Origin of the sequence: Rhizobium rosettiformans, from assembly GCF_016806065.1 — a bacterium.
Taxonomy (GTDB): domain Bacteria; phylum Pseudomonadota; class Alphaproteobacteria; order Rhizobiales; family Rhizobiaceae; genus Allorhizobium.
In genome coordinates, this window is sequence record NZ_CP032405.1 from 3,154,852 (window position 1) to 3,173,800 (window position 18,949).

Here is an 18,949-nt window from a genome sequence, read left to right on the forward strand (position 1 = left end):
CCCTCAGTCTTCCGATGGCGGATAAAGCATGCGCTGATGAAGAACTGTCACTATGTCGAGTTGTGCGGTTGAGACCATTCGATAAATGATCGTGTAAGGGAGCCCGTGCACCGGAAACTCGCGAGTGTCGGCGACAGAACCCGGTCGACCGAGCATCGGATAATGCCCTAGTGTCTCGGTGGCCTGTCGGAGACGTGACAGAATCCTGTCGGCAGCAAATTCGTCTCGGTCGGAGATATACGCATGAATGGCGATGAGATCTGCATTCGCTTGTGGTGAGAACTTAACGTTCAAAGCCAAAGCGCTCCCAAACCTCGGCGGCCGGGATCATCGATTCTCGATCCTCGCACTGCTTGAGAGCGTGGGTGATCTTCTTCACCTTCCAGGCCTCATACTCCGCCGGGGACGCGTTCGCCGACGGCGGGGCGAAGTCGATGTCTTCTAAAGCTTGTGGTTTCGATTCAGCCATTAGACGACAATAGCGCAACTTGGATCCAGGGCCAACTGGATCGATAGGGACCGGCACCGCGTTCAGCGGTGCCGGTCCCAAGCTCACCTATTATCCAGCTCAGCCCTGACGAGCCTCAAGCCTCGTTCGGTAATCCGATAGGGCTTGCCATCTCTCGAACTGATCGCCTTCAGGCGTTTCAGCCGCCGGAAGAGTTCGATGTCGAAGCCGGGATAGAGCCAGCCGTCGCGGGAGAAGCACAAGGCCTTCTCGATCTTGCGTCGGTCGTCGCGGTGGAGTTCGATCCAGCCGCCTTGGGCCATGAGATGAAGGATACGCTGGTCTGAGCGTGAAATGTCCATGATGAGATGTCCGGAGAAACGCGCTGCGTAGCGCGCATGAAAACGGGTCCGGCGCCTGAAGGCGTCGGGGCTTCGTTTTCTGGCCCTGGCCGATCGCTCCCTCGAAGGGGCGCGGGCAGGGCCTTTACCGGGTCTCGGACAAACCGAACATCAAAACTCCTGTAGACGGTGTCCTCATATCACGACGCACCGCGGGGCGTCGATGACCGCAATGTCACACGCTCTGGCCAAGAATCATCACCGATGTTTTACTGTCGCCAACAAAGAGGTGAGGATGGTCACGATCCGCAAGGCACGACAGGACGATGCAAGGCTGCTGACGGAGATCGGCATGCGCGCCTGGCGCAAGGCCATGGCGTCCGTCGGCGAGGCGGAGGAAATGGCGGCCAATGCACGGGACGCTTTTGCGCGCTTCGCGGAAGACGGCTGGATCACCATAACTGTCGTCGAAGTCTCCGGCGTGCCCGCCGGTTGGGCGGCGCGCGAGGACATGGATGAAAACATCACCGATTTCTGGATCGAGCCGGATCTGGAAGGCCAGGGGCTCGGCACTGCCTTGCTTGAGGCGGTCGAGGATGAACTCAGGGCACAAGGCATCCCGCTCGCCCGCCTTCAGACCCATGCGATGAACAGCGATGCACTGAAGTTTTTCGAAAGAAAGGGTTACCAGGTGAACTGGCTGACCGTCAGCTATAATCCCAAGCTCGATCGCGACGTGCAGTCCGTTGGCCTTTCCAAATCGCTGTCTGAAGCCGGCGGCAGCGGCTATGGCCAGGAATTCTAAATCAGCCGGTTAAGAATTAGAGCAGCCTGGTCCACCGCCTGAAGGAGCGCATCTGGAACAAGTGTGATCAGCAGGACGATGGTGAGGTGCAGCCCCGCCATGAGCGGCAGCAGGACAGGAAAAGGGCCCTTCCGCGTCTTGTGCCGCATGAGGCGCTGACAGGCAAAGGCGCCCAGGCCGCCGCCGAAAACCGCAAGCAGGATGAGGGCGTCTTCCCGCACGCGCCAAGCTCCTTGCGTGGCCGCCATCTTGTCGAACGCATAGACGCAGAACACGATCCCGTTCCAAAGGGCGAAGATCGCAAGCAGGGTGAGGACGGAGTCGGGTGTCATTGCCACAATAATCTAGGCAATCTTTGTGCGTTTTCCGTCAACGGCGGGTCGCGTTGCGAACATCCCACAAGTCTTGCACCTTCGGCCCAATTGCTCTACCTCACGAGACAACACGTCCACGCATGACACGAGCATCCGATGACCCTGGTAGACACCCGCACGCCTGATCCGAAACGCTTCATCCCCGGCGCCACCGGCGATTGGGAAGTCATCATCGGTATGGAGGTCCATGCCCAGGTGCTGTCGAATTCCAAGCTGTTTTCCGGCGCCTCGACCGTCTTCGGCAATGCCCCCAATTCCAACGTCTCGCTCGTTGATGCCGCCATGCCCGGCATGCTGCCCGTCATCAACGAGGAATGCGTGGCCCAGGCCGTGCGCACCGGTCTTGGCCTGAAAGCCCAGATCAACAAGCGCTCGATCTTCGACCGCAAGAACTATTTCTATCCCGACCTCCCGCAGGGCTATCAGATCTCGCAGTTCAAGGACCCGATCGTCGGCGAGGGCAAGATCATCATCTCGCTCGGTCCGGACCGTCAGGGCAATTTCGAGGATATCGAGATCGGCATCGAACGCCTGCATCTGGAACAGGATGCCGGCAAGTCGATGCACGACCAGCATCCGACCATGTCCTATGTCGACCTGAACCGCTCGGGCGTCGCCTTGATGGAAATCGTGTCGAAGCCTGACATGCGCTCCTCGGACGAAGCCAAGGCCTACATGACCAAGCTGCGCTCGATCGTGCGTTATCTCGGCACCTGCGATGGCAACATGGACGAGGGCTCGATGCGCGCCGACGTCAACGTCTCCGTACGCAAGCCGGGTGGCGAATTCGGCACGCGCTGCGAGATCAAGAACGTCAACTCGATCCGCTTCATCGGCCAGGCCATCGAATACGAAGCCCGTCGCCAGATCGCGATCATCGAGGATGGCGGCACGATCGACCAGGAAACCCGTCTTTTCGATCCGGGCAGGGGCGAGACCCGCTCGATGCGCTCCAAGGAAGATGCGCATGACTATCGTTACTTCCCCGATCCGGACCTGCTGCCGCTCGAATTCGATGATGCCTATATCGAGAACCTGAAGAAGGATCTGCCAGAACTGCCCGACGACAAGAAGGCCCGTTTCGTGTCGGAGCTTGGTCTCTCCGTCTACGACGCGTCCGTGCTCGTCTCGGAAAAGGCAATCGCCGACTATTTCGAAGCCGTGGCAGAAGGCCGTGACGGCAAGACGGCCGCCAACTGGGTCATCAACGACCTACTGGGCGCCTTGAACAAAGCCGGCAAAGCCATTGAAGAGACTCCGGTTTCGCCCGCCCAGCTCGGCGGCATCATCGACCTCATCAAGGCCGAGACCATCTCCGGCAAGATTGCCAAGGACCTCTTCGAGATCGTCTGGAACGAGGGCGGCGATCCGGCCGAGATCGTCGAAGCGCGCGGCATGAAGCAAGTGACCGACACCGGCGCCATCGAAAAGGCTGTCGACGAGATCATCGCGGCCAACCCGGACCAAGTCGCCAAGGTGCTGGCCAAGCCGACGCTCGCCGGCTGGTTTGTCGGCCAGGTCATGAAGGCGACCGGCGGCAAGGCCAACCCCCAGGCGGTTCAGGCACTGGTCAAGGCCAAGCTTGGCCTGCCAGAGGAGTAAGCACCGGTGTTCTTCGTCCGTACGGCCAACGATCGGGATGTCGAACCGCTCCGCGCCCTGCTGACGCAGAGTTTCCACGCGACCTATGACCGGTTCTACGGACCGGCCAAGGTTGCCGAGTTGATCGCCGCCTGGCACTCGCCGGCCGAGATCAAGCGGCGCATCCACGTCAAAGGCGGCGAATATCTCGTCGCCGACGACGGCAAGCGGATCGGCGGCATGGCTTTTGCTGCGATCTCCGAAAAGCTGACCAAGACCGCAATCCTGCACCAGCTCTATGTGCATCCCGACCATCAGCGCCAAGGCATAGGTCGGGATCTCTTTGCCGAGATCGAGACCTGCTTCCCGGATGCTGAGATTTTGCGGCTTGAAGTCGAGCCGCAGAATGCCGGCGCCATCGCTTTCTACGAGGCGCATGATTTCGTCGAGGTCGACAGGACGAAGAATTGCGGCTGTCCCGACAGCGGGATCGAAGCGGTGATCATGGAAAAGCCGCTCAAGTGAGCGGCTTTTTGCTTGCGGGCACGAGGTTCAGTTGAACGGTGCTTCCGTCACCGTGCCGTCTTCGTCAATAAGTTGAACGGCCGTGCATTCGATCAGTCCGTTATCCGGTGCATTGCTGCAGGCAAGCTCGGCCGCCTTCAATGCCAATTCCTTCGATTGCCAGCCGCAAGAGAACTGATGCCAGTGCGGCCCGCCATCCGCCATCATGAAGACATCGACGCTCCAGTTGGCCGGATAGCAGACGGCATTCACCTCGCAGGCCTCCACCGTCCCGCCGCCCTCGATGCACTGCTTGACGGCGCAGTCGATGGCGCTTGCCGCATCCTTCTCCGCGCAGAGCCCCGAGCTCATTTCCGGTGCCTGCACATAGGCGATGGCCTTGCGACCCTCGTCCTGCGCCTGTACGGCCACGGTCGAAAGCATTACGCACAGAATTGTCACCAGTCGTCGCCTGCCTGTCATCAAGAAGTCCCCCGGGATCGCTATGGAGGGCAAGACTAGCGCAACAGCGGGGGCAGCATGCAAGCGCATTCGACACGGATCCGGGAAGCCACCGAGAATGATCTGGAGGCGATCGTCTCCCTCTTCGCCGATGATCCCTTGGGCGGCCATGGCGACACGACCGATCCTGAGGCCTTGCCCTGTTATCGCGCCGCTTTTCGGAAGATTGCCGCGTCTCCAAACGAGACGCTCTATGTCGCGGAACTTGACGGTCAGGTGGTCGGTACCTTCCAGACGATGGTCACCACGACAATGACGGCGCGCGGCTCTTCCTCGCTGATCATTGAAGCGGTTCAGACCCGCGCTGACATGCGGGGCAGGGGCATTGGTGCCGCCATGATCGGTTTCGCCATCGAGAAAGCCCGCAGGGACGGCATGCGCCTCGTTCAGCTGACGTCAAATGCCGTGCGCAAGGATGCCCATCGTTTCTATGAGCGGCTCGGCTTCACACCTTCCCATATCGGCTTCAAGTTGAAGCTGAAATGACGGTGGTGCGACGGGGAATCACTGGACAAGCCGAGAGTGAGGCGGCATAAGCGACGAAGGTTCGACAAGGCCGTCCTGCGGCCTGCGGTAATTGCCCAAGGATAAGACATGAAGCAGCTTCTCTTGCAGATCTTCACCTGGTGGAACGGTCAGACCATGGGGACCCGCTTCTTTACCTGGCGTCACGGCAAGCGCGTCGGCGAAGACGAGTTCGGCAATGTCTATTACGAGGGCCCGATGACGAGCTGGGGCCAGCCGAAGCGTTGGGTAATCTACAACGGTTACGCCGAAGCCTCGAAGATTTCTGCCGGCTGGCATGGCTGGATGCATTACCGCACCGACACGCCGCCGTCGAAGGAAGATTACAAGCCGCGTGAATGGGAAAAGGCGCATCGCCCGAACCAGACCGGCACGGCTGCCGCCTATCGCCCGCAGGGCTCGATTTCCGCCACCGGTGAGCGTCCGCGCGTCACCGGCGACTACGATGCCTGGACGCCGGGCAGCTGATACCCGATTTGGCCATAATCCGGCATTAGGGCCTCTATCGTGAGGCCCTTCTTGTGTCTGGGCTCAAGTGGATCGACGAAAGCGAGCGGAACGATGAAGTTGAGTGCATGGGCATGGGCCATTCCGGTTCTCGGGCTTGCCGCCACGGCATCGCTCGGCTTGGCTGGCAAGGCTGATGCCGCTCGCCTCGAAAATCCCGTCGCCGAATTCGCCGGCATCGACAAGATCACCGGCCGCATCACCACCTTCGACGTCTATGTCAACGAAACGGTCCAGTTCGGCGCCCTCCAGGTGACGCCCAAGGTCTGCTATTCGCGCGACGAGACCGAAGCCCAGAAGATCGACGCCTTCATCGAGGTCGACGAGATCACGCTCGACCGCAAGATTCGCCGCATTTTTTCCGGCTGGATGTTCGCCGACAGCCCGGCGCTGAATGCCGTGGAGCATCCGATTTATGACGTCTGGCTGACCGGCTGCAAGGTGGAGTCGGAAGTTCCCCCGCCGCCTGGTGTCGAGGCCGTCGCCAAGGTTGCTCCGGAACCGGCAAAGCCTGCCAATGCCGCAACGCCGGCCCCGACCGTAACCTCGGCAGATCCGGGGGCCGCAGTCACGGATCCGTCCCAGGCCACGGTACCGGGTGCCGATCCAAACCAGACCGTCGTTCCGCCGCTCGACGCACCGGTGGAAGTCCCCGACGAGGTCTTCGGAGGCGCGCTGCCGGAGCAGGACGGTCTGCAGCAGGACGATCTCATTCCGGACGGCCAGCCGCTGCCGCCACCGACCCAGGTGACACCGCCTCCGGGCGTCGGTCTCTTCTGAGGCGATTAAGGTCGGTCATACCAGACACGATCGCTGCGTTTCCGGACTACCGGGCGCCGCACCTGTTTTCGCGCGGTGCGTTCTCCCTCTGCTTAGGCGGTGCCCGACTTCGACAAGAGTTTTACCTAAGAGCAGCGGTTCCCGGGAAACCACAGCGCCTTTCAGCAGGCGCCTCAACGGCGAGACGCTTCGCGGTTGACATCCTCCCCGATAGGGAGAACAAGAGGCGAACGAACAGGAGTTCACCCATGTCTCTCTCTGAAAAATTCATCGTCCTTCCCTTCAAGAAGAACCGCGGCAATATCGTGCCCGGCGAGATGCGGCAGGCCTCCAGCGCCGCTTCGGCCGAAAAGATCGCTACCGCCATGTCCGCCCGGCACCTCGGCGTCGCCGCCTATTCCATCCAGGTCGACGAGGAGAGCGGTGACATGACCAGCCCCAAGCTGATCATCGCCTACGGCGAGACAGCGGACCTGACGGTGAACTAACAGAGCCTTCACGTCCCTGGCATGACGTTTCTGGGTTGCCACCTGTCGTTTTTGATAGCAAGGATTCAGCCGGATATTTTCTTTTTGAATTGGACCGATATTCGAGATGGATGACCCTGTGATGCGGTCCACAACGACGGCTGGTGCCGTTGACAGCATGGTTGGCGAACTGACGGCGGCTGATCCGCTATTGGTCGGCAACGATGCGTTTCTTGCGGCGGTCCTGAGTGGCTGCGGCGACTGCATCAAGGTGCTCGATCTCCAGGGTCGCTTGCAATTCATGAGCGAAGGCGGCAAGCGGGTCATGGAAGTTGACGACTTTGCCCCGCTCAAGGGCTGCCCCTGGCCGGATTTCTGGAGTGGCGACGGCAACACCGCCGCTAGACAGGCCGTGGAAGCGGCGATTGCCGGAAAGCCATCGCGCTTCGTGGGTGAAGCGAACACCGTGAAGGGCAATAGCCGCTTCTGGGATGTTCAGGTGGCACCGATTTTCAAGGCCGACGGCAGCCCCTCCCATATCCTGTCGATATCCAAGGACATCTCCGACGTTACCGACGCCCGGCAGCGGCTGGAGCTCTTGAACGGTGAACTGCAACACCGCATCAAAAACACGCTCGCCGTGGTTAGCGCTATCGCGCGTCAGACGCTGAAAGGCGACGATATCCGTGATCGCCGCGATGCCTTTACCGGCCGTTTGCAGGCGCTGGCCGAGGCCAATGACATGATTTCCAGGAAGGCCCTGCAGGATGCACCGATCCGTGCCGTGGTCGAAAACGCGCTGCGCCCGCATGTGCAGAGCGAGCAGCGGTTCTCGATTTCCGGTCACGATCTCGACCTGACCGCCAAACACGCTTTGACGGTGGCGCTCACCATCCACGAGCTTGCCACCAACGCGACGAAGTATGGCGCGCTCTCCGATGGCAATGGCAAGATTGACATTCGCTGGCAGGTCGACCGCAGGGCTGACAATCCCAACGAAGCTTTCCATTTCATCTGGCAGGAAAGCGGTGGGCCGCATGTGCATGAGCCAAAGACGCAAGGATTTGGCTCGAAGCTTATTTCGCGGATCTTCGCTGCCGATTTCGCCGGACAGGTCAGCGTCGAATATCACCCGACCGGCCTCGTCTGCACGATGAGGGCGCCGATCCCGCAATAAGCGAGATCACGGCGACCCTAAAGTAGCCCAGCCGCCGCTCTATGACAGGCGCGAGAGAGCTATGGCCGCCGGCGACGGCGAAGCGGGCGTTTGAAGCGATGAGGGAAGAGAGCAAGATCTGCATCGCGAAGATCGTCGCGGCTGGCCGTGGCTGAGGCGAGCCACTAGCACAAGGTCAGCCACATTACACCGCCATAGGTGATCAGCGTCGCAACCAGGGCGGCCGCCTGCAGCATCCCGGCGATCTTGTGCAGCAGCCGTACCTCATCGGTTTGCGGCTCTGTGAGTGCCCTGGTCGCAAACCAGTGTAGCCCACCGATCAGCACCAGAACAATGACGAGCATCATCGCGAGCAACAGCCGCAGCGCCGAGATTGGGCCGACATCGATCTGGTGCCAGCCGAGATGGCATCCGGTTGCCTGCACCCCATAAAGAAGCAGGAAGGCACCTGACCAGATTACGAAGCCTGTCAGTAGCAGGAGGAACGGGGACACCTTCATCTCATCGCCCTCCGATCCCGGTCAGGCTCTGCAACACGAAGGGGAAGGCGAGTCCGATCAGGCCGGCCACGGCCGTGTAGTCGTGCCACAGCCGTCCGATGCGCAGATCGAGCACGCGTGACGGCCCGATATACCCGCTATTCCAGCGCCACAGCCCGTAGATCGCCAGCACCGCGCCGATCGCTGCTTGCAGCGCAACGTAAAAGGCGACCGCAAACGCCGAAGCGGAGGCAGCATGCCCGGTCGGTGCGGGGATCGACATCAGCAGCACTGCGACCGCACCGACGCTGATCACATGCGCACCAAGCGTTACCGCCAGGCTCGTGACCGTCCGGCCGGGCTGACCATCGGCGAAGCGTCCCGCGATCGCTGCCATGACGAGGGCGCCAGCACCGACCAGCGACGGCAGGACAAAGGTGAAGTCGAGATCCGGCGGCGGCCAGTTGGGGGCGGATAGCCAGAGGAAGAAGGCACCGAACACCAGGGACGTGTAGAGCGTCGCATTGGCGGCAAGGGCAAAGACCACGGCCCACCAGGAGGGCGGCTGCGCCACTTCCTGGTGGTGCAGGGCCCGTTCGCCCCGCCCGATCTCGAGTGGGCCTATATCTTGCTTCAGCCCCGTCGCCGGCGTCCACAGGAAGAAGAAGATGATGACCACGACGAAGGCGACCGGCGTCAGCCAGTAGAGCTTGGCGAGCAGACTGGCGAAAAAGGCCGCCGTGGCCATCGCCGTCCAGAGCGGCAGATAGGTGGGGCGGGGAAGCACGACCACATGGTCGAGGCGGCCGCTCACCATGTCCACCGTCAGCGTCTCCATCCAGCCATTGCGCATGAAGCCGAGATAGCCGCGTCCGGCGGCGAGCTCCGGGCCGAGGCTGCGCGGCTCGAGCGCATCGGCGCGGACGTCGATATGCGGCAACGAGCCGAAATTGTAGGATGGCGGCGGCGTGGGCGTCGCCCATTCCAGCGTTCCGGCTTCCCAGGGGTCGCGCCGGAATGGCCGGCCATGGCGAATGAGCATGATCAGGTCGAGGGCCACCAGCGCAAAGCCGATCGTCATCACGAAGCTGCCGACCGAGGAGATGAAGTTCAAGACCTCCCAGCCGGCTGCCTGCGGGTATTCGAAGACACGGCGCGGCATGCCGCGCAGGCCCGTCAGGTGCATGATGAAGAATGTGACATTGAAGCCGATGAAGACCAGCCAGAAGGCGGGCTTCGACAGGTGCTGCACGGGCTGGCGCCCGGTGATGTGCGGCAGCCAGTAATAGGCCGCTGCCATCATCGGAAAGACGAAGCCGCCGACCAGCACGTAATGCAGATGCGCCACGACGAAATGCGTGTCATGCGCCTGCCAGTCAAAGGGCACCATGGCCAGCATCACACCAGTCAGGCCACCCGCCACGAAGACGAAGAAAAAGCCGAAGACATGCAGCATGGGGATCGAATAGCGCGGCCTGCCATGCGCCATGGTCGCAAGCCAGGCGAAGATCTGGATGCCGGTCGGGATGGCAACGAGCGCACTTGCCGCCGAGAAGAAGGAAAGCGCCACATGCGGAATGCCCACCGTATACATGTGGTGGACCCACAGCCCGAAGGACAGAAACGCCATGGCGACGATGGCGGCGACGATCAGCCCGTAACCTTCCAGTCGCGTACGACACAGGACCGGAATGATGGTCGACAGCGCGCCGGCGGCAGGCAGGAAGATGATGTAGACCTCCGGATGCCCGAAAAGCCAGAACAGGTGCTGCCAGAGCAGTGGATCGCCACCGCGGGTCGGGTCGAAGAAGGGCAGGTCGAAGGCGCGCTCCACCTCCAGCAAGATGGAGCCAAGGATCAACGGCGGGAAGCCGATGATCATCATTCCTGCGACGACCAGCATGTACCAGGCGAAGATCGGCATCCGGGTGAGCGACATGCCCGGTGACCGGAGCTTCAGGATCGTCACCATGATCTCGATCGCTGCCGCCAGCGCCGAAATCTCGACGAAGGTGATGCCGAGCAGCCAGACATCGGCATTGATGCCTGGCGAAAAGGGGCGGGAGGAGAGCGGCGTATACATGAACCAGCCGCCATCGGGCGCAATCCCGAAGATGAGCGCTGCGACCAGGAAGGAGCCGCCGAACAGGTAACACCAGTAGCCATAGGCCGACATGCGCGGGAAGGCGAGGTCGCGAGCGCCCAGCATCTTCGGCAGGAGATACAGTGCCAGCCCCTCGAAGAAGGGGATGGCGAACAGGAACATCATGATGACGCCATGCATCGTGAAGACCTGGGCATATTGGGCGGCATCGAGGAAGGCGCTGTTGGTCGAGGCGAGCTGTGCCCGGATCAGCATGGCGAGTACGCCGCCGATCGCGAAGAACACGAGTGCCGTCACCATGAAGCGCTTGCCGACAACGGTGTGGTTCACCGCCGACAGCCTCTCCAGACCATGGCCCGAGCCCCAGACGGCGTCGAGCTCATGGTGCAGCCGGATCGCCGTTTCCGGTGTCTGATAGCCCGTCTCGGGTCTGGCGTCGTTCATGGTGCGGACACTCCTGCGGCAAGTGCGGTCAGACGTTGGCGATAGGTTTCGGGCGGATGGGCTTCGACGGTAAAGCGCATGCCGGCATGGCCGGTGCCGCAATATTCGGCACAGATGCCGCCATAGCGGCCCGGCACATCGGCCTTGATGCGCACGACCGTCTCATGCCCGGGCACGGCATCGATCTTGCCGGCGAGCCTCGGGATCCAGAAGCTATGGACCACGTCGGCACTGGTGACCCGCACCTCGACCACGCCGCCGGCCGGAATATGCAAGGTCCCGTCCGTCGCCACGTTGTCCCCGAGATCCGGATAGCGGAAACCCCAATGCCACATGGCGCCATGTGCCTCGACACGGGCGACCACCGGCTCGTTCTGCCAGGCGCCGATCAGATATTCCCCCTGCGCCATGCCATAGGCCATCAGCGCGACCAGCACGGGAACGGGCAGAAACAAACCGCCGGCAATCATCCAACCTTTAGGTGAGAGGCTGCGTCCGAAGCCGGGTTTGAAGAAGACGAGGCCGAGCAGCGCAAGCACCAGGCCCAGGATGAGACCAGAGCCGATCAGCATGATCCACCAGAGATTGGCGATCGCGCCGGCATAGGGGCCGGCCGGATCCAGTGTCGACAGATCGCCTGAACAGGCAGACAGTGTAAGGCCGATCACGCTAAGGCATGTGATACGGTGGAACATTCGGCCGCACATCGGCCTTTCCTCCGCAAAAGGAGGGCTTTCATGGCCAATATGTCTGAGACTGACGAACCGAACCCCGTCATTGAGCAGCTTGAGGAGAAGGACAAGACGTCCGCCGTGGCTGTTGCCGGTCACCCGCTGCATGCCATGAGCGTACATTTCCCGATCGCCCTGGTCTTCGGCACGCTCGCCGTCGATGTCTTCTACTGGTTCAGCGCAGATCCCTTCTGGCTGCGCGTCGGTCTGTGGACCTCCGGTACGGCCTTCCTCGCGGGTGTGGCGGCCGGCCTTGTCGGAACGGCCGAGCTGCTGCTGGTGCCCGGCATTCGCGCCCGCGCGGCAAGCTGGGCCCATGCCATTGCGGCCATCACCCTGATCTCGGTTGCCGGCGCCAACTGGGGCTTGCGGCTTATCGATCCGGAGGTCGTTCTGCCGCATGGTATGCTGCTTTCGGTTCTGGCGGCCGTCTTGACCGGCGTTGCTGGCTGGCACGGTGGTAAGCTGATCTTCGATCACGGAATCGGCCTCATGGTGTCGCCCAAGGATTGAATGGCTCAAGGAGGCGTTGCAGCCCGCCCGGTTCGTACATCACGGCCGGGAGGGTGAACTGGGGCGCCTCCTTGGCGAGCACGAGAATGAGAATTGCCAGAACCACGGCACAGCAGCTGACCGTTGCCACGACAAAGCGCCAGGCCGGATAGACTTCCCCCTTCTTGAAAAGCCGGATGACCACCAAGCCGGAAAAGACGTGGAAAATCGCAAGCAGCCCGACAAAGGCGAGCTTCCACGAAAACCAGGGCGCAAACACCTCTCGCATGAAGCTGAGTGCGATGCCGCTTGCCACAGCAATGAAAGCCGCTGGCGAGATCAGCACGACAAAGGCAAAGCGGGTCATCCGCTGCATGCGGTAGAGCGCATCGTCGTTCTCGACATGCGCCCGCTGCACGTAAAGGCTCGGCAGGCTGATGAGCCCGGCGGTCCAGATGGCGATGGCGGCGATATGCACGAATTTCAGGATGGCAATCATCAGCGCGGAGCCTCGCTGTCGAAGCTGCGCCCGGCAAACAGGCTGCGCAGCTTGAGAAGAGCGGCGAAAAGATAGGGCAGGGCCGCCGGCACCCACATCAGAAGCCCGGAAAGCTGCTGGTCGGCGAGCGGCGACAGGCCGAAGGGATGCGTCGTGTCCATATGGGCGGCAAACAGCGGCTCGCGTGAAAAGGTCAGCAAGGCCCCCAGCATGCCCATCTGGATCGTCGTGCCGAGCAGGAGTGCCACCGAAGGCCCAACCGTGCGCCGCGGCGACAGGATGTCATACCACAGCCAGACCGCCGATCCGATCAGCGTCAGTTCCATCAGCCAGTAGGCCGCAGGCGAGGAGAGGGCGAAGAGATAGGGCTCCGGGGCATGCCAGGCCCACATCAGGATCGTGTGCACCAGAAAGGAGAGCTGCGCCGGCAGGGGCTGACGCTCGCGCGCCTTCGGCGGGATCGCAAGGACGATGAGTGGGGCCAGAAACGTGACAAGCAGGATGTGATGCAGCACACGGGCCGAAAACAGCGCGGAAGCGAGCGCACAGAGCGGCGAGACAAAGGCGAGCAGCATGACGAGAAGTGCAGCGCCAGCGGCCATGCGTTGCCGGGGATTGCTGGCAGTGGTCATCAGCAGCACGAAAACCGCGCCGATTGCCGCAAGCAGGGGCGGGTCGAAATTCCAGTCGCGCCAGAGCATCTCCGGTGTCGGCGCCGGGCCGCAATAGATATTGAGGTTCATGATGTCAGTCCCGAATCGCCGTCAAAGTCGGTCATTGCCCCACGCATGCGCACCTTCCGCTTGGCCGCCGCCCTGCGAGGGCAACACGCGTCGTGCAACATTGTTCCATGCCAATTGTTCCATCGGCGCAGAAGTCTGGGGAAAAGCCTGACGGAACGACCTCAGCTGCCCCGCTCGATCCGCACCGGAACGGACTTGTAGGCCGGTGTTTTCGAGGCGCGGTCGTGATGCGCAAGCGGCACGAGCGGATTGAGCTCGGGATAATAGCCGCCGACACAGCCATCCGGCAGGTCGAAGGGCATGACCTCGAGCCCGCCGACGCGACGGTCGACCCCATCCTCGGCATCGCTGACCAGCGTCACTCGTTCCCCGACGGTGAGCCCATGCCGCTCGATCTCGGCGGGGCTGATCAGCAGAACGTCGCGCTTGCCCTCTATGCCGCGCAGGCGGTCGCTATAGCCATAAACCGTCGTGTTGAACTGGTCGTTGCTGCGCAGGGTCACCAGGCTCATTCGGCCCGGCGCGGGCTGAAAGCCGGTGGCCGAGAGCATCTCGGGCGTGATGAACTCGGCTTTGCCGCTCTCCGTCTTCCACTGCCGCTCGCGGGCGGAGTTGCCGCGATAGAAACCGCCGGGCGTAAAGATGCGGGTGTTGAAGTCGCGGAATTCCTCGGGATAGGTCTTCTCGATCAGATCGCGGACGGAGGCCGTGTCGCGCGCCCAGTGGCCCCACAGCATCTTCGGGTTCTGCGGCAGGGTCGCCTCGGCAAGCCGGCTGACGATCTCGATCTCCGATTTCAGGTGTTCGCTCGCTGGCGTGCGCTTGCCGACGGAGCCGTGAACGCAGCTCAGGCTGTCTTCCATCGACACCACCTGCGGATGGCCGGTCAGTGGATCCATCTCGCTGCGCCCGAGACAGGGCAGGAGATAGGCGATTTCGCCGTTGAACAGATGGCCGCGATTGAGCTTGGTGGCGATCTGCACCGTCAGCCGCTGCCGCGGCCAGGCCTCCTCCATCGCCTTCTGTTCGGGGATCGCGCGCAGAAAATTGCCGCCGAGCGCGACAAAGGCAGTGACCTCGCCCTTGAGAATGGCCTCGCAGGCCTCGACCGTGTTCATGCCTTTCTCGCGCGGCGGCGAGAAATCGAACATCTCCGCGAGCCGGTCGAGCGGCACGAGTTCCGGCTTTTCCGCAATGCCGACGGTCCGCTGACCCTGGACGTTGGAATGGCCACGTACCGGCGAAATTCCGGCACCTTGGCGGCCGATATTGCCCTTCATCAGCAGCAGGTTGGTGTAGGTCGAAATGTTCTCGAAGCCATGCACATGCTGGGTGAGGCCCATGCCATAGATGCCGATGGTGTTCTCGGCTTCGACATAGACGCTGCCCGCAGCTTCGATCGCCGCGCGCGTGAGCCCGGAGACCTCCTCGATCTCGGCCCAGTCGAGCGCCCTCAGCCGCGCCTCGAAATCTTCGAAGCCGACGGTATGCTCGGCGATGAAGGCGCGGTCGATGACCTGACGATGATCCGCTTGCGCCGCATCGTCGGCGGCCAGCACATGCTTGCAGAGCCCCAGCAGCACGGCGATGTCGCCGCCCGGTCTCACCTGGTGATACTGGCAGGACAGCGCCGTCTCGCTGCCCGTCACCATCGCCGTCGGCTCCTGTGGATTGATCATCTTTTCCAGCCCTCGCTCGCGCACGGGGTTGAAGGTGACGATCCGGCAGCCCCGCCTGACCGCCGCCTGCAGCACATGCAGGAAACGCGGGCTGTTGGAGCCGGTATTCTGGCCGAAGAAGAAGATCGCATCGCAATGTTTGAAATCGTCGAGCACGACGGTGCCGACCGGCGAGCCGATCACCTGTTTCAGCGTCACCGAGGTCGTCTCGTGGCACATGTTGGAACTGTCGGGCAGATTGTTGTGGCCATAGGCACGGGCAAACAGCGCCCAGCAGTAGGACGTCTCAAGGCTGGCGCGGCCGGAGGTGTAGAAGACCGTCTTCTTCGGATCCATGGCCTTCAACTCACGCCCGATCTCGGCGAATGCCTCGTCCCAGGAGCAGGGCACGTAATGGTCACTCGCCCGGTCATAACGCATCGGATGGGTCAACCGCCCCAGCTGCTCCAGATCGTAATCGCTGAAGGTCTTGAGCTCGCTCACGCTGTGCCGGGCAAAGACGTCCGGAGTGGCCGTTCGGCTGGTCAGCTCCCAAAGCGTCGCCTTGGCGCCGTTTTCGCAGAATTCCACGGGATGGTGATCGGCTGGTTTGGTCCAGGCGCAGGAAACACAAGCGAAGCCACCCGGCTTGTTCTGCTCCAGAAGTGTAGCGATGGCGCCAGCGCTGATGCCTTCGTCGCCGGCGATCCGGGCAATGCCCCGAAGCGAACCCCAGCCGCCTGCCGGCCCGTCATACGTCACCGTCGCATCATCCTTCGCCATTATCCGCTCCCTTAAAATGAGTTTCGAAGGGAGAACGACTGGGCTGGCGATTGGTTGCGCGGGGCGGGGAACAACAGCCTGCGCGTGGCACACAAACGGGTGAGGCTCCATACTGAGTGCGAGATGCACCGGGCATTCTTCACCTCCGCCGCTTGCAAGCCGGACCGCGGCCACTACCCTTAAGGCTGGACCTGACGCGCCGGTTACGCTAGCCGAGTGTTGCGACCCCGTGTCTGGAGTAAATGATGGCGCCTCCCTCCCTTTTTTCGCCTTCCCGGAACAGCTGGCGTATCGAGAAAGCTGACGACTTCTCGATCCTGATCGATGCCAATGACTATTTCGCCTCGATCCGTGCCTCGATGATGGCGGCGAAGCGGGTGATCTACTTCGTTGGCTGGGATTTCGATGCCTCGATCACCCTTGGCCATCCCAAAGTCGATGATGGAGCCCCGCGCGCGGTCGGCGACTTCCTTCTTTGGCTTGCCCGCCGCACCCCGGGGCTGCAAATCAAGATCCTGCTGTGGAGCCCGGCGCCGCTTGCCAGCTGGGCGAGGCCATCGAACCTGCCTTATCTTCTGCGCTGGAAGTGGAACAAGCAGATTTCCGTCCGTCTGGACGGCAAGCATCCGCTCGGCAGTTCGCATCACCAGAAAATGCTGGTGATCGACGATGCCGTTGCCTATTGCGGCGGTATCGACGTGACGCTCGACCGCTGGGATACGCGCGAGCATCTCGACGAAAACCCCGACAGACGCCGCCCGAACGGCAAGCCTTACGGCCCCTGGCACGACATCTCCAGTCGCTTCACCGGTCCGGCAGCCCTGGCCCTCGGCGAACTCTGCCGCCAACGCTGGATCCGTGCCGGCGGCAAGGATGTTGTGCCGGTCGCGGCAGAGACGGCTCAGGCAGAGGTGGCGCCGAACTTCTCCTTCGGCCGCGTCGACATTGCGATTGCCCGCACCAGCCCCGCCTATCAGGACGAGACTGCCGTCACCGAGATCGAGCAGCTCTATCTCGACATGATCAACGTGGCCCGACACACCGTCTATGCCGAAAGCCAGTATTTCGCCTCGCGCGCCATCGCACAAGCCATCGCGCGGAGGCTCGCCGAGCCGGACGGGCCGGAATTCGTGCTGATCAATCCGACGACCTCGGACAACTGGCTCGGCACGATCGCCATGGACACGGCCCGCGCCCGGCTTGCCGAATCCATGCGCCGACACGACGACCATGGACGCTTCAAAATCTATCACCCGGTCACCGCCGGAGGGCAGGCGATCTACGTGCACGCTAAGCTGATGATTGTCGACGACCGGTATCTCCGCGTCGGCTCGTCCAACATCAACAACCGCTCGATGCGCTTCGACCAGGAATGCGATGTGGCGCTTGAGGCGGGCGGTTCGGAAGACCTCTCGGCGAAGATCACAAGCTTCCGCAACGACCTGCTGGCCGAGCATCTGGGGGTAACACCCGACGCCATAGACCGGGCCATCCGCCGAGGCGGCTCGCTGATTGCAGCCATCGAGATGCTGAGGGCCGAGAACGAAGGCGCTGGGGGCGAAACGCTGAAGCCCTACGAGACGCCGACGATCTCAGACCTCGAAGAATGGCTCGCCGACCATGAAATTCTGGATCCCGAAGGCTCGGACGCAGTGTTCGAGCCGATCGAGAAGCGGGGGCTGTTTAGAGGGATGTTGAAGCGGCCGCGGCGGCGGAAGGCGGGCGGGTAGAGATTAGACCTCACATTAGCCGACGGAAGATTATTCCGTCGAATCGCCCGTCTGTCGCCAGCGAAAAGCTCCATTCCTGGCATCCCCTCTCGAAACTCACATCGTAGACGTCCCAGCCGTCATCCGTCACACCCATGAACGTGATACCTTTCAACGCTCCAAGCCGCTGCAACTCGCCCCGGATGATCTCGGCCTGTTCGCGCGCGATCGCGGCAAGCGGTGGAGTCATCTTGGCATAATCGGGTTCCCCTTTCTGATGCTGGTGCACGAGCTCTTGTAAAAGAAGCCTGCTGTTCTCAACGGGACGCTTCTCCCTGATCCTCTCCGCCAGTGTCGCCTCCAACGTTGCAGCCGTGCCAGTCTCCACCCGCTCGGCGGTCTCTTCGTGTCCGTTCTGATGCAGTGTCAGGGCCATGACCATACCCTCCGCATTCCGGATGAAGCTGATCTGTGCCGGCACCGCCTTGTAAAAGAACCGGTCGACCTCTTCGGCGAAAAGCTCGAGTTCGACTTGCCCGGTGACACGGGCAAAGAGCCTCTGATCCTCGTGGCGAATGGTGAAGACGACAGTGTCGAGCCGATAATGCCCCGCGTAGTCGGCATAGAGCCTACCGTCGATCGCCTGCTCCGTGCGAGGCCGCATCTGTTCATAACGCCGCCAGGCGATGGTTTCGGAGGTTGTTTCTGTCATCGAATGATCCCTTGCGAGTGCGAGCAGGTCGTCCGTGGAGAGGATCTCCCCGGTTGCCATCTTCGTTTGCATGTTATCGATGAGGGTAAGGCTTTGCTGGACGCGCACCATCTGTTCCCTAAGCGCACTCGCCTGGACGGACAGGACACGCTCAAGATCGGTTGCTTGCCCGGCCAGCAGCCGGCTGATCTGCTCCAGCGTGAGCCCCAGCCGCTTCAGCGTCAGGATTTCAGTAAGCCGCGCCAGATCCTGCGCCCCATAGAGCCGCCAGTTCTTCTCCGTGCGGCGCGGGGCGAGAAGCCCCGCCGCCTCATAGATCCTGAGCGCCCGCACGGTCAGCCCAGTGCGCTTGGCACACTGCGCCGCAGTTAGCCAAGAGTCCTTTGTTCTGTCGTCAGCCATGTCACCTCCGTCATCAATTGAGACGGTTGTAGGCTATGACCTTGGGTCCGGCTCAAGGGGATTTTGGGGAAACGGCAACTGATAATCCGCCGACACGGCTTGCGTTAGCCGTTAAAAGCTAGGTCCTGACAAGCCAAGCGTCGAAACTTTGGTCTTCACTCA

Annotated in this window: 21 protein-coding genes and 1 pseudogene; 10 read left to right on the forward strand and 12 right to left on the reverse strand. The window is 62.0% G+C overall.

What is annotated here, in order from left to right:
* Positions 1-3: 3 nt before the first annotated feature.
* Genes D4A92_RS15400 through D4A92_RS15410 form a run of 3 tightly spaced genes read right to left on the reverse strand, consistent with a single transcriptional unit; the run spans position 4 to position 810 of the window.
* The gene (locus tag D4A92_RS15400) at positions 4-300 is read right to left on the reverse strand and encodes a type II toxin-antitoxin system RelE/ParE family toxin (RefSeq protein WP_348649883.1); all 297 of its coding nucleotides are present in this window, start codon (positions 298-300) and stop codon (positions 4-6) included.
* Positions 284-556: a hypothetical protein gene (locus D4A92_RS15405; RefSeq protein ID WP_203015164.1), complete on the reverse strand. Its 273-nt coding sequence runs from the start codon at positions 554-556 to the stop codon at positions 284-286. Before D4A92_RS15405 ends, D4A92_RS15400 begins: the two co-directional genes overlap by 17 nt.
* A complete protein-coding gene (locus D4A92_RS15410) occupies positions 553-810 on the reverse strand; it encodes a YjhX family toxin (protein WP_203015168.1) in 258 nt (85 codons plus the stop codon). Before D4A92_RS15410 ends, D4A92_RS15405 begins: the two co-directional genes overlap by 4 nt.
* A 274-nt stretch (positions 811-1,084) precedes the next feature.
* On the opposite strand from D4A92_RS15410, the gene D4A92_RS15415 reads away from it, so the two are divergent.
* Entirely contained in the window at positions 1,085-1,594 is a 510-nt protein-coding gene (locus tag D4A92_RS15415; protein ID WP_203015171.1) for a GNAT family N-acetyltransferase, read from the forward strand.
* Here D4A92_RS15415 and D4A92_RS15420 read toward each other — a convergent pair.
* Complete coding sequence (locus D4A92_RS15420; RefSeq protein WP_203019980.1) at positions 1,591-1,926, reverse strand: DUF1294 domain-containing protein; 336 nt, start codon at positions 1,924-1,926, stop codon at positions 1,591-1,593. The two genes, D4A92_RS15415 and D4A92_RS15420, sit on opposite strands and share 4 nt — an antisense overlap.
* A gap of 138 nt (positions 1,927-2,064) precedes the next feature.
* Here D4A92_RS15420 and gatB point away from each other — a divergent pair, with 138 nt between their 5' ends.
* On the forward strand, positions 2,065-3,570 hold the full coding sequence (gene gatB, locus D4A92_RS15425; RefSeq protein ID WP_203015174.1) for an Asp-tRNA(Asn)/Glu-tRNA(Gln) amidotransferase subunit GatB: 1,506 nt from the start codon (positions 2,065-2,067) through the stop codon (positions 3,568-3,570).
* 6 nt (positions 3,571-3,576) lie between these two features.
* Positions 3,577-4,074, forward strand: a complete 498-nt coding sequence (locus D4A92_RS15430) for a GNAT family N-acetyltransferase (protein WP_203015183.1) — start codon at positions 3,577-3,579, stop codon at positions 4,072-4,074.
* A 27-nt stretch (positions 4,075-4,101) separates the two neighbouring features.
* Here the strand turns inward: D4A92_RS15430 and D4A92_RS15435 are convergent, their stop codons facing one another.
* Positions 4,102-4,515 (reverse strand): hypothetical protein, encoded by a 414-nt coding sequence (locus D4A92_RS15435; protein ID WP_203015185.1) that lies wholly within the window; start codon positions 4,513-4,515, stop codon positions 4,102-4,104.
* A 78-nt stretch (positions 4,516-4,593) separates the two neighbouring features.
* On the opposite strand from D4A92_RS15435, the gene D4A92_RS15440 reads away from it, so the two are divergent.
* From D4A92_RS15440 to D4A92_RS15460, 5 genes and pseudogenes are all read left to right on the forward strand, one after another.
* Positions 4,594-5,061 carry a GNAT family N-acetyltransferase gene (locus D4A92_RS15440; RefSeq protein WP_203015194.1) on the forward strand — a complete coding sequence of 156 codons (468 nt, stop codon included), beginning with the start codon at positions 4,594-4,596 and terminating at the stop codon, positions 5,059-5,061.
* Positions 5,062-5,169: 108 nt separating this feature from the next.
* Entirely contained in the window at positions 5,170-5,568 is a 399-nt protein-coding gene (locus tag D4A92_RS15445) for an NADH:ubiquinone oxidoreductase subunit NDUFA12 (RefSeq protein WP_006727630.1), read from the forward strand.
* A 93-nt stretch (positions 5,569-5,661) separates the two neighbouring features.
* Positions 5,662-6,096, forward strand: a pseudogene (locus D4A92_RS25115) (DUF2155 domain-containing protein); the annotation flags it as partial.
* 539 nt (positions 6,097-6,635) lie between these two features.
* Positions 6,636-6,875 (forward strand): hypothetical protein, encoded by a 240-nt coding sequence (locus tag D4A92_RS15455; RefSeq protein ID WP_203015198.1) that lies wholly within the window; start codon positions 6,636-6,638, stop codon positions 6,873-6,875.
* 121 nt (positions 6,876-6,996) lie between these two features.
* On the forward strand, positions 6,997-8,031 hold the full coding sequence (locus D4A92_RS15460) for a sensor histidine kinase (protein WP_203015211.1): 1,035 nt from the start codon (positions 6,997-6,999) through the stop codon (positions 8,029-8,031).
* 164 nt (positions 8,032-8,195) lie between these two features.
* On the opposite strand, the gene D4A92_RS15465 is transcribed toward D4A92_RS15460, so the two are convergent.
* The 3 genes from D4A92_RS15465 to coxB are packed head-to-tail and all read right to left on the reverse strand — an operon-like array spanning position 8,196 to position 11,765.
* Entirely contained in the window at positions 8,196-8,531 is a 336-nt protein-coding gene (locus D4A92_RS15465) for a hypothetical protein (protein ID WP_203015214.1), read from the reverse strand.
* A gap of 1 nt (position 8,532) precedes the next feature.
* A complete protein-coding gene (ctaD, locus tag D4A92_RS15470; protein ID WP_203015217.1) occupies positions 8,533-11,058 on the reverse strand; it encodes a cytochrome c oxidase subunit I in 2,526 nt (841 codons plus the stop codon).
* Complete coding sequence (coxB, locus tag D4A92_RS15475; protein WP_246753956.1) at positions 11,055-11,765, reverse strand: cytochrome c oxidase subunit II; 711 nt, start codon at positions 11,763-11,765, stop codon at positions 11,055-11,057. The genes ctaD and coxB overlap by 4 nt, the downstream gene beginning before the upstream one ends.
* A 39-nt stretch (positions 11,766-11,804) precedes the next feature.
* Here coxB and D4A92_RS15480 point away from each other — a divergent pair, with 39 nt between their 5' ends.
* Complete coding sequence (locus tag D4A92_RS15480; protein ID WP_203019982.1) at positions 11,805-12,302, forward strand: DUF2231 domain-containing protein; 498 nt, start codon at positions 11,805-11,807, stop codon at positions 12,300-12,302.
* On the opposite strand, the gene D4A92_RS15485 is transcribed toward D4A92_RS15480, so the two are convergent.
* The 3 genes from D4A92_RS15485 to D4A92_RS15495 form a co-directional block, all read right to left on the reverse strand.
* A complete protein-coding gene (locus D4A92_RS15485; protein WP_203015220.1) occupies positions 12,280-12,780 on the reverse strand; it encodes a CopD family protein in 501 nt (166 codons plus the stop codon). The genes D4A92_RS15480 and D4A92_RS15485 overlap by 23 nt on opposite strands.
* Positions 12,780-13,523, reverse strand: a complete 744-nt coding sequence (locus tag D4A92_RS15490; RefSeq protein WP_203015222.1) for a cytochrome c oxidase assembly protein — start codon at positions 13,521-13,523, stop codon at positions 12,780-12,782. Before D4A92_RS15490 ends, D4A92_RS15485 begins: the two co-directional genes overlap by 1 nt.
* Before the next feature lie 161 nt (positions 13,524-13,684).
* Positions 13,685-15,964 (reverse strand): FdhF/YdeP family oxidoreductase, encoded by a 2,280-nt coding sequence (locus tag D4A92_RS15495; RefSeq protein ID WP_203015236.1) that lies wholly within the window; start codon positions 15,962-15,964, stop codon positions 13,685-13,687.
* Between the two features lie 245 nt (positions 15,965-16,209).
* On the opposite strand from D4A92_RS15495, the gene D4A92_RS15500 reads away from it, so the two are divergent.
* Positions 16,210-17,694: a phospholipase D-like domain-containing protein gene (locus D4A92_RS15500; protein WP_203015238.1), complete on the forward strand. Its 1,485-nt coding sequence runs from the start codon at positions 16,210-16,212 to the stop codon at positions 17,692-17,694.
* Positions 17,695-17,704: 10 nt separating this feature from the next.
* On the opposite strand, the gene D4A92_RS15505 is transcribed toward D4A92_RS15500, so the two are convergent.
* Complete coding sequence (locus tag D4A92_RS15505) at positions 17,705-18,787, reverse strand: MerR family transcriptional regulator (protein ID WP_203015240.1); 1,083 nt, start codon at positions 18,785-18,787, stop codon at positions 17,705-17,707.
* Between the last annotated feature and the right edge of the window lie 162 nt (positions 18,788-18,949).